The following is a 10,715-nucleotide window of genomic DNA, read 5'->3' as shown; positions in this document are numbered from 1 at the left end:
GCCCGGCAAAAAGAGGCTCACCCAAAATAAAATAAGCCTGTACAATAGTGGAAACCGGTCCTATGGCTGATATGATGGCTACATTGCTGGAGCCGATACGTTTCATTCCGCCCGATATCATAAAACTGGGTAAAACCGTTGCCACCACCGCCAGCAGTACGCCATATCCCCAATGTATACCCGAAAATCCTTCAGCGGGTATATTGCCCGCCAATGCAAAATGAATAAAAACACCCCCGGTGGCGGCCAGCATGGCATAGGCTGTAAACCTTGTTGCACCTACTTTTGGAATGATCTTCCCACTGCCTGCTATGTACATGGCAAAAGTGAGGGAACACAAAAAGATAAGAAAGCTTCCCCACATAAAACCGGGATTATTGATGTCTATCCGAAGCTCTCCCCAATAAGCAAAAGCAACACCGGCATAGGTAAGCAGCAATGCTATTTTTTGCAGCCGGCTAACCGGTTGTTTAAAAATAACCGCATTGATCAGAACGGCAAAGGTGGGATACAAAAAAAGGATAAGCCTCTCCAGCCCTGCAGTTACATATTGCAAACCCACAAAATCAAATAAGCTGCTGAGGTAATATCCAAACAGGCCCAGCGAAATAACGGCAGCCCATTGCCTGCCTGTAAGCGATACAGCATCTTTTGACCTTGCAGCCAGCCATGCGGCACCTATATAAAAAGGAAGTGAAAAAAGCATACGCAGCGCCAGCAGCGATAACGCATTCATGCCGGTATGCTTAAATGCAAGCTTTACAATGATCGCTTTGGTGGAAAACAGTATCGCTCCCGAAAAGGTAATGATAAATCCTGCCAGTGTTACCCGGTATTTCTGTTCATTGCTCATTGGCACAGGCGGATGAGAAAAAGTGAGAGGAAAAAGGTAAGAAGAGAAAATGAGGAATACCTGTTTGCCCGCAAAGTCATCTCACTTCTTCCCTTTCACCTTCCTACACGCTTACATTAAAATCTCTTAATGCATCGTTCAAACTGGTTTTAAGATCGGTGCTGGCCTTGCGTTGCCCGATAATCAGGGCGCAACTCACACCATATTCTCCTGCAGGAAATTTTTTATTATAGGTCCCGGGGATCACCACGCTCCGCGCGGGTATCCTGCCCTTGTATTCAACCGGCTCATTACTACTCACGTCAATGATCTTTGTACTTTTGGTCAATACCACGTTAGCGCCCAGCACTGCTTCTTTCTCAACAATTACGCCTTCCACCACGATACAGCGACTGCCGATAAAAGCGCCGTCTTCCACAATTACCGGGCTGGCCTGCAAAGGTTCCAGCACGCCGCCAATGCCCACACCACCGCTCAGGTGTACGCCTTTGCCAATTTGTGCGCAACTGCCAACCGTAGCCCAGGTATCTACCATCGTTCCTTCATCAACATAAGCACCTATATTTACGTAAGATGGCATGAGCACTACATTACGGGCAATAAATGCGCCATACCTTGCTACAGCATGCGGTACGGCACGTACGCCCAGCTCCCTGTAGCCGCCTTTCAGCAACATTTTATCGTGAAATTCAAGAGGTCCTGCAGTCCATGTTTGCATGGATTGAATAGCAAAATACATCAGGATGGCCTGCTTCACCCATTCGTTCACCGTCCATCCGTTTTCGGAAGGCGATGCGGTGCGCAGCCTGCCCTTATCTACATCTTCAATTACCGATTTTACCGCTTCAATATATACTTCATCCTTTAATAATTCCCTGTTTTGCCAGGCTTGTGCAATAAGATTTTGTAAGTCTGTCATGCTTTTCTTTTTTTTGCAAACATAATCAGTTTGCTTTTGCAAAGCCTCAGTATTTTTGCATCATGAATTTTACAGCAGACGTGGAGCACTGTTTACAGGTTTTGCAGGCAGGAGGGGTAATATTATATCCCACGGATACGGTTTGGGGGCTGGGTTGCGATGCCACGATCCCTCTCGCGGTGCAAAGAATTTACCGGATCAAACAAAGGGAAGAAAGCAAATCCATGATCGTTTTATTGACGGAAGAAAGAGAGGTGATAAAATATGTTGCGCAACCCGATTTAAGGGTATTTGATTATATAGCCAAAGCCACCAAACCCACTACTGTAATTTATAAAGGAGCTGTGGGCATGGCACCCAATTTAATAGCCCCCGATGGAAGCATCGCCATAAGAATAGTGAAAGATGAATTTTGCAGGCACCTCATTAAGCGACTGAGAAAACCATTGGTGTCTACTTCGGCCAATATTTCAGGTCGGCCAACGCCGGCTTCATTTCATGCCATTGACCCTGTTATAACCAAAGCAGCAGATTATGTAGTACAATACCGGCAAAACGACACCCGTACCGCACAACCTTCGGCGGTGATACGCTGGAACGACGATGGAACGGTAACAGAGTTGAGGAAGTGAGCGGTGAGTGATAAGTAGTGAGTGGTAAGTGATAAGTAGTAAGTGGGTGAATAATAACCGATCAACTAAAAACCAATCCATCAGTTACAGTATTTCATGGAAAAAATCCTCATTATACAAACCGCTTTTATTGGAGATGTAGTGCTGTCGGCATGCCTTATAGAAAAGCTGCATGCCTTTTCCCCGGATGCGCAAATTGATTTTTTATTGAGGAAAGGAAATGAGGGACTATTAAAAGCACATCCCTACCTGAATGAAATACTGATATGGGATAAGAAGAACGGGAAATACAAAGACCTGTGGCGGCTGCTCCGTGTGATCAGACAGAAAAAATACGACAAGGTGATCAATGTACAGCGGTATGGAGCAACAGGACTGCTTACCGCTTTTTCAAATGCAAAGCAAAAAATCGGCTTTGATAAAAATCCCTTCAGCCCTTTATTTGACATCAGCGTAAAACACAACACAGGCAGGGGAATAGAAACACCACACGAAATTGAACGCAACCTCAGTCTCATACAGTCTTTTACCAATAATACTGTTTATAAACCCCGCCTGTATCCTTCGCAGCAGGACAATGATGTGGTACAGCCTTTAAAATCTTTGCCATATATCTGTATTGCACCGGCATCGGTTTGGTTTACCAAGCAATACCCTGCACACAAATGGATAAGCTTTATTGATAAATTGCCCGCCCCATATATTGTTTACCTGTTGGGCGCACCGGGAGAAGCCAAACTTTGTGAAGATATCCGGCAAAAAGTGAAAAGAGAAAATGTAATGTCGCTTGCCGGCCGGTTGAATTTCCTGCAATCTGCAGCGCTTATGAAGGATGCTGTTATGAATTATGTAAATGACTCAGCTCCCATGCATTTTGCATCTGCCATGAATGCGCCCGTTACAGCAGTGTATTGTTCTACCATACCTGCGTTTGGCTATGGTCCGTTGTCTGATAAAAAATATATCGTTGAAATACGGGAACCGTTATATTGCCGTCCATGCGGGCTCCACGGTTTCAGGGAATGTCCCGAAAAACATTTCAGGTGCGCACATCTTATCCGGGACGAACAATTGCTGGAAACGTTGATGAATGTGGGAAATGTGGAAGTGTGATAAATGTGGAAATGGTTACAGGTTACGTGTTACAAGGCAGCCTAAACTATAAGTTACAGGCAAATTGGTGAATATGGTTGAGCACACCATGCAACCTGAAACCTGCAACATCATCCCTCACTCCTTTTTCCTATATTTAAGAACCGTTCTGCACAGCCCGTCCGGATCAAAAGGCTTAACTATAATATCTGTAAAACCCGCGGCATTTATATTGTCCGCGATCTCTGCAGGTAAAGTAGCGGTTAAAGCAATAACAGGCACGGTAACTCCCTTGTTCCTCAGTTGCCTTGTTGCCTCAAATCCATCCATTTCCGGCATATTTAAGTCCATCAGCACAATATGATGAATGGCGGCATCAAATTTTTCAAGCGCCTCTTTACCATTGCCTGCAACATCAACTGCTGCGCCAAAATCTTCCAGTATGGTACGAACTATCATTACATTCAATGCATTATCATCTGCAATCAATATAAAACAATTGCGCAATGGCTTATCGGAGCCCGCGGAACTTAACGTCACGTCTTTCTTTGTGGTTGTTACCGGAAAGGGCAATGTGAACCAGAAAGTTGAACCGCTGCCCGGTTCGCTGTCAAACTTCAGATCCACGTTATACAGCGATAATATTCTTTTGCTGATGGCAAGGCCCAGCCCTGTTCCGCCATATTTCCGCGAAGTGGAAGAGTCGGCCTGCGTAAATCTTTTAAAAATTATTTTCTGCTCACCGGGCAATATCCCTATGCCGGAATCTTTGATGGCTATGGTGACCATTACCTGGTGTTCGTCTATCTTTTCTACATAAAATGATAATTTCACCCACCCTTCATCTGTAAATTTTATGGCATTGTGCACAAGGTTAGTGATAACCTGGGTAATGCGTGTCGGATCTCCCACCACCTGGCCGGGTATACGGTCATCAAATTCATATTCCAGCTTTATTTTTTTAGAATCGGCAAAACTCTGAGCGCCCCTGATAATATTTTTCCCGATCTCCTGCAGGTCCATATCAATTTTTTCCAGCTTCATTTTATTTTCTTCGAGCTTACTGTAATTGAGAATATCATTAACCAGAACCAGCAGGTTGTTGGCCGAAAACAAAACCACTTCAAGTGTTTCCTTTTGAGATGAAGAAGGCTTCCCTTTCAGTAAAATATGAACCAGTCCGATGATGGCATTCAATGGAGTTCTGATCTCATGAGACATGGTAGAAAGAAATTCAGACTTTGCCTTTACGCCCAACTGCGCCTGCAGCGCAGCATAACTGAGCGTATATGCAAAACGTGAAGAAAGAATAACGGCCTGCAAAAAAAGAAAAAGAATATAGCCTGAGCAGACCATTAGCTTCATAACAGGCGCCAGCTTAAAATAATGCAGGTTCAGGAATAAAAACAGGATGAAAGCAATGCAGGCGCTCAAAAGTGCAAAATCGGAGTCATTGCGCTTATGTATATACGCTGTTATAAAAACGTAAAAAGCATAGGCCAGGTAAAAAAATAAAATAACAAGGTATACCGGCATAACACTGCTGAAAAAATGTACGGTTGTGGTTAGAATGATTATGCTATACACGGCGCTTATCCAGAGTAAGACCCTTACCACTATTTTCCCTGCTTCCTGCGGATAAAGATGCCGGATATACTGAAACAGGCAGGCACAGCTCAGCACCAGTGACAGATATTCTATTCTAATCGTTACGAACCAATCCATTCCGGGAAACAGGGAGTAGAATAAATAAGGTCCTGTGCCAATCATGCGATAGCTATAGATCAGGCAAAATAATGCGAAATAAAGAATGGGCTTATCATTTTTAGCAAAGAGGTATAGTCCGAAAAAAAGGAAGCTGCTCATCAGGATAAAGCCGGTGGTAATGGTATCGAGCCCCCAGTCTATTTTGCTTTGCCGGGATATTTGCTGAAAATTGCCAAGTACAACCGGCTTATGCGGGCCTCCCTTTGAATGCCAGAAATTGGCTACATGCATCAGCAGGCTGATGGTATCTGTATGCTGCGGAAGCAATACAATCCTTTCTGACCAGAAAGGCTTAGCCTCTTCTTTCCCGGAAGCAGGTGTCCCGTTCTCAACAGCCAGGCTATCGTTTATATATAACCGGTAGCTGCTGTACATATCCGGGATACGCAATGCGAGGAGGGGGGTGGCCGGCGGAAGTATCACTTTTAGCCTGTATGTTGCATACCCTAAAGAGGGAAGCGGTTTCCCCTGAACTTCTATTTTATTCCATAGTAAAGGGAACCGGGCATAGCTGCGTTGTTCCATTTCCTCTCCCGGAAGCAATAATTGCGACCAGTAAAACTCCCATTGCCCCGATAAATTAATATTTGCAGAAGATAAATCCCGGCTTCGCAGATCAAGCAAACCCTCCTGTGCGGGTTTGGTGCTTTCTAATGGAGACGCAGACAGAACAAACAATACTACCCATGATGCCACTATAGCAGTTAAAACAATTAACCAGGCTTTCTTCATAAAAATCGGACAGGTTGCAGGATTTGGGAAAATTGTCAGCACCTGTTAATGCTGAAGCTTAAAGATAAATATAATATTTATAGTTTATCGTTTGTGGTTTTGTGGTTTATTGTTGGAATGGTGTTCCGGCTATCAGTCCATTAGCGATCACCAGATGAATAACCAACAATAGAATGAATCTTCCTTTGTTGCTCAGAGCTGACGGCTGACTGATAACCTTTGCGGATTTGAACACGTCTATACCCTGAAACCTTACACCTTATACCCTACACCATATACCCCTCATACCTCATACCTTTTCCTCATCTCCCATCTCTTTTTCCTGCACTACAATTAAATTCTTTAATTCCACGGTAATAGGAACAACGCCCAACTGCACAATTGCTTTTTTATCGCGCAATTCTTTTACTGTGCCAACCTGGTTATTCTGTATCATCCGCACTTTTGCGCCAGGCTTCACTTCCCCTCCCGTTTCAATGTATCTTGAATCGAATTTTTTCTTTGCCTTTTCCTTCACCTGCTTTTCCTTTTGCTTAAAGAGCATGGCATGCAGTTGTTTCATCAATGCCGTTTTATCTTCCTGGTGCTCTGTTCTGCGCCAGTCAAATACAATTTGCTTCAGCTTACGCTCCATATCTTTCAGGTATGCAATCCTTTCTTCATTTATTTTATTCTGCTGTTTCAGCAATTCTACCTGTTGCCGGTGTTTTTCGTGCTGCAGGGTATGCTCCATTTCTTTTTTGAGCCTGTCATTTTCTTTCAGCAGTTTATTCAATTCTTTTTCCTTTTCCTCAAGTCTGCGAATATCCTGCTCTGCCCTGTTCAACAGTTTATCCAGGCTGAAATGATCTTCCGCCACCATGGTTTTAGCCCTTGCAATAAGTTGCGGATCCATACCAATTCTTTCAGCAATAGAAAAAGTATAGGAGCTTCCGGGCTTGCCGATGATCAGTTTGTACAAGGGCAAAAGATTTTTTTCATCAAAGGCCATTGCAGCATTAATAATGCCCGGCGTTTTATTGGCCATTACTTTCAGGTTAAGATAATGGGTGGTCACGATCCCAAAAGCATGCTTTTTTGCCAGTTCTTCCATTATTACCTCAGCAAAAGCACCGCCAAGATGGGGATCACTGCCACTGCCCAGCTCATCAATAAAAAAAAGGGTTCGCCCGTTGGCATTTTCAATGAGGTACTTCATGTTCTTCAAATGTGAACTGTAAGTACTCAGTTCAAATTCGAGGCTCTGCGTATCGCCTATATGGATCATCAGTTGCTTAAATATCCCCATTTGTGAGTGAGGATGCACAGGAACCAGCAGTCCGCTTTGCAGCATCATTTGTAAAAGCCCCACGGTTTTTAAAGTAACCGTTTTACCGCCGGCGTTGGGGCCCGAGATAACGAGTATACGGTTTTTGTCATCCAGTGTAAGCGTTACAGGCATAACAGGCTTTCCCGACTTTTGATTATAGAGATACAATAAAGGATGGAAAGCGTGGATAAGGTGCACATGCGCTTTATCCTGCACAACCGGGTAGCCGGCAACCATGTCCACCGCTAATTTTGCCTTGGCCCGGATGAAATCATATTCTCCAACAATGCTATGATAGTCTTTCAGCAAGAAAGCATATACAGCAAGCTGTTGGGTCAGTTCCCTGAGTATCCGGTATACTTCTCGGCTTTCGTCGTGCTCAAGGGTAAATACATCATTGTTCAGTTCAATCGTTTCCTCGGGTTCAATAAACGATGTTTTGCGTGTATCGCTTTCACCGAGCAAAATGCCCTTCACCTGCCGTTTATATTCTGCATGAACGGCTACTACCCTTCTGCCGTTTAAAAATGCTTCTTCTATATCCGACACATAGCCGCTTTTATTCCATTTGACCACTACCCTGTCGAATGCCCTGCGCAATTCACTCCGATTACGGGCCAAACTCATTCTTATCTGCGCCAGCTCTTTTGATGCGTTGTCTTTTACATTCCCGTATTCGTCCAGCACATCATCAATAAGCAGGATGATCGCCTTTTCGTAATAACTGCCGGCAATCACCTGCAACAGGGTGGGATAAGCGATCTTTCTTTCCGCATCAAACCAGTGGAAAATCTGCTTCAAAGCATCTGCCAGCTTTCGTATGTTCATCAACTGCTCCTCATTCAGCACAGCGCCGGGAATGCCCAACAGCTTTAATTCGCCGGCTAAATTCAAAATAGTGTCGTTGGGAAAATAGTTCCCGCTCTGCAACAGCAATTTATATTCGTTGGCTTGCTTCAGTTCCGGTTCTATATAGGTTAACCTGGTGTGGATGCGCAACTGCTCAGCTTTGCTCTTCGCATAAGAAGTCTGGCAATGCGCGGTAAGCAATGCTTTCACTTTGTCAAATTCCAACTGCATCAAAGCCGATTCCGGAAAGAGTTTCATTCTTGTATTGCTTCTTTTTAAGATTTGCAAAGGTAAGCGGAAATGTATTTTATTGAGGGTGGGTGCTATCAGCAGTGGGCGTCGGCTATTGGCTCCCCCACCCCGGTTCGTGTCCGCACAAAAATTTAGCCACGCTTTTAGGCACGAAGCATCTGTATTTATTTCGCAGCTTGTTGTTTAATCATAACGAAGACAGACCCTTCCTTCGTCAGGGTGACAGGCTGTGGTAGCTGAGTTCAGCTTTAGCAAAAACACTTAACTATGCTGCAAAAAAGGAAACCGTGGTGATGGTACGTGAAACATACACCAGGGCGATCGTCCGAACGCTATCGGTCTGCATATCACAAGAAATGAATTCCTCTTTAACAATATTTAACGTCTCCGCTATCTGCTTACTGCATACATTCTTTCCGGTATTCAGTAACTTGCATTGTGATTGGCATAATATTTATTCATTTGTAAATGTTAAGCGATGAAGTACCTTTTTCTGATCCTTGGGATGGCGCCAGCAACCGCATTGTTTTCGTGCGGGGCAAAAAGCAACTCCCTCAAAGCAAATAATATGAACAACGATACTACCATTTCTCCTTCCGCAATTACTCCCGATGCCCACACCACAGTTGCTACTTTCGGGAACGGCTGCTTCTGGTGCACGGAAGCTGTTTTTCAGCAATTAGAGGGCGTTAAAAAAGTAACCAGCGGCTACAGCGGTGGTCATGTGGTTAACCCTACCTACGAGCAGGTTTGTGAAAAAAATACGGGGCACGCGGAAGCGCTGCAAATCGTATATGATCCTACAGTAATCAGCTTCGATGAATTACTGGAAGTGTTCTGGAAAACACACGACCCTACTACCTTAAACAGACAGGGCAATGATGTAGGGCCGCAATACCGCAGCGTAATCTTTTATCACGATAACACCCAGAAAGAAAAAGCCGGAGCTTATAAAGCCGAACTGGACAAAAGCGGCGCATGGGCCAACCCCGTTGTAACCGCTATTGAGCCTTTTAAAAATTTTTACCCGGCAGAAGATTATCATCAGAACTACTATAAGCTCAACGGCAGAGCGCCTTACTGCCAGTATGTGATCAGGCCCAAACTCGAAAAATTTGAAAAGATATTTAAGGATAAGCTTAAAAAGCAGTAACGTTATTGTGAACGGAGCCTGATGAGATACCCCGGCCGGAGTATTACGAGCCGGTACGGCCCCGCAGGTAGCGGTATGTGGATACGTGCGGTAAAAATCTTGCCCGTTACGCACCATGCAAACCCACTCACCCCGCTCTGTAGATTTGGGTTATCAGCTTTAAGCTTAAACGTACTAACGACAGGTAGTCACTTTTCACCTCTCACTTCTCACTTCCCTATTCAGCACTCACTACCGCATTACTTCTCTTCAGCGCCTGCTCAAAAGTATCGGTTACATTTGCCTTACCCACAGCAAACAGCAAACGGGCTGTTCGCAGTTCATCCAGCACCTGCTTACTATACACTTCCGATAAAATCAGTTTTGTACCCCTGTTTTTAGATTCTTTATGGATCTCCCGCAGCGTTCTTATCCCCGTAGCATCAATAATAGGTACATACCGCATACGGATGATCAATACTTTTGGTGGCTTTTTTATGAACCTTATAGCATCCTTGAATTTATAGGCGGCGCCAAAAAATAAAGGACCGTTCAGTTCAAATACTTCTACTTCCGGGGGGATATCATAATTACTCACTGCTTTGGCATCATTCGCTTCTTCTCTATCGGCATTTTCACCTGTAAGAATACTTACGTCTGTAAACTTTATCATGTTCCGCATGAACAGGAAGACAGCCAGCACCATTCCTATTTCAATGGCCACGGTGAGATCAACAAATACCGTAAGGAAAAAAGTAGTAAGCAATACCGCTGCATCGCCGCGGGGACCTTTGGCTACGGAAATGAAATTCTCCCATTCGCTCATATTATACGCAACGATCACCAGTATGCCTGCTAATGCAGCCATGGGGATCAGCGCGGCCCATTTTCCTATAAACAATATGATCAGTAATAACGTAAATGCATGTACGATGCCTGCTACAGGAGTACGTCCCCCGCTTTTAATATTCGTTGCCGTACGGGCAATAGCTCCTGTTGCGGGGATTCCGCCAAAAATGGAAGAAAAGATGTTGGCAGTGCCCTGCGCTATCAGTTCCGTATTGGACCGGTGATTTCCCCCGATCATTCCATCGGCCACAATAGCAGACAGCAGCGATTCAATGCCACCCAGCAAAGCAATGGTAAATGCAGGTGCGATCAGCTTTTGAACAGTGGCA

Annotated in this window: 8 protein-coding genes; 3 read left to right on the top strand and 5 right to left on the bottom strand. The window is 44.5% G+C overall.

The features are described from left to right. Both PLH26_RS16360 and PLH26_RS16355 read right to left on the bottom strand, forming a co-directional pair. Positions 1-853: DMT family transporter (locus tag PLH26_RS16360; RefSeq protein ID WP_324587103.1), on the bottom strand; the 853-nt coding region annotated here is incomplete at its 3' end. 103 nt (positions 854-956) lie between these two features. Continuing rightward, the gene (locus tag PLH26_RS16355) at positions 957-1,772 is read right to left on the bottom strand and encodes a 2,3,4,5-tetrahydropyridine-2,6-dicarboxylate N-succinyltransferase (protein ID WP_324587102.1); all 816 of its coding nucleotides are present in this window, start codon (positions 1,770-1,772) and stop codon (positions 957-959) included. A gap of 62 nt (positions 1,773-1,834) precedes the next feature. Between PLH26_RS16355 and PLH26_RS16350 the strand changes: the two genes are divergently transcribed. After that, a complete protein-coding gene (locus PLH26_RS16350) occupies positions 1,835-2,404 on the top strand; it encodes an L-threonylcarbamoyladenylate synthase (RefSeq protein ID WP_324587101.1) in 570 nt (189 codons plus the stop codon). A 96-nt stretch (positions 2,405-2,500) separates the two neighbouring features. Continuing rightward, positions 2,501-3,517 carry a glycosyltransferase family 9 protein gene (locus tag PLH26_RS16345; protein WP_324587100.1) on the top strand — a complete coding sequence of 339 codons (1,017 nt, stop codon included), beginning with the start codon at positions 2,501-2,503 and terminating at the stop codon, positions 3,515-3,517. Between the two features lie 117 nt (positions 3,518-3,634). On the opposite strand, the gene PLH26_RS16340 is transcribed toward PLH26_RS16345, so the two are convergent. Beyond that, positions 3,635-5,995 (bottom strand): ATP-binding protein, encoded by a 2,361-nt coding sequence (locus PLH26_RS16340; protein ID WP_324587099.1) that lies wholly within the window; start codon positions 5,993-5,995, stop codon positions 3,635-3,637. A gap of 289 nt (positions 5,996-6,284) precedes the next feature. Then, positions 6,285-8,411 (bottom strand): endonuclease MutS2, encoded by a 2,127-nt coding sequence (locus PLH26_RS16335; RefSeq protein ID WP_324587098.1) that lies wholly within the window; start codon positions 8,409-8,411, stop codon positions 6,285-6,287. A gap of 472 nt (positions 8,412-8,883) precedes the next feature. Between PLH26_RS16335 and msrA the strand changes: the two genes are divergently transcribed. Then, entirely contained in the window at positions 8,884-9,558 is a 675-nt protein-coding gene (gene msrA, locus PLH26_RS16330; RefSeq protein WP_324587097.1) for a peptide-methionine (S)-S-oxide reductase MsrA, read from the top strand. A gap of 217 nt (positions 9,559-9,775) precedes the next feature. Here the strand turns inward: msrA and PLH26_RS16325 are convergent. Further along, a partial coding sequence (locus PLH26_RS16325) for a SulP family inorganic anion transporter (RefSeq protein ID WP_324587096.1) occupies positions 9,776-10,715 on the bottom strand: 940 nt, incomplete at its 5' end.

The sequence above is a fragment of the Agriterribacter sp. genome (assembly GCF_035444585.1).
Classification (GTDB): Bacteria; Bacteroidota; Bacteroidia; order Chitinophagales; family Chitinophagaceae; genus Agriterribacter.
Note: the sequence above shows the minus strand (reverse complement) of the source record. Positions and strands in the feature narration are given on the sequence as shown.

What these genes read in the sequence shown, in the direction of transcription:
- PLH26_RS16355 (WP_324587102.1), bottom strand. Translation starts at nt 1,772, where the DNA reads ATGACAGACTTACAAAATCTTATTGCACAAGCCTGGCAAAACAGGGAA.
- PLH26_RS16350 (WP_324587101.1), top strand. Translation starts at nt 1,835, where the DNA reads ATGAATTTTACAGCAGACGTGGAGCACTGTTTACAGGTTTTGCAGGCA.
- PLH26_RS16345 (WP_324587100.1), top strand. Translation starts at nt 2,501, where the DNA reads ATGGAAAAAATCCTCATTATACAAACCGCTTTTATTGGAGATGTAGTG.
- PLH26_RS16340 (WP_324587099.1), bottom strand. Translation starts at nt 5,995, where the DNA reads ATGAAGAAAGCCTGGTTAATTGTTTTAACTGCTATAGTGGCATCATGG.
- PLH26_RS16335 (WP_324587098.1), bottom strand. Translation starts at nt 8,411, where the DNA reads ATGAAACTCTTTCCGGAATCGGCTTTGATGCAGTTGGAATTTGACAAA.
- msrA (WP_324587097.1), top strand. Translation starts at nt 8,884, where the DNA reads ATGAAGTACCTTTTTCTGATCCTTGGGATGGCGCCAGCAACCGCATTG.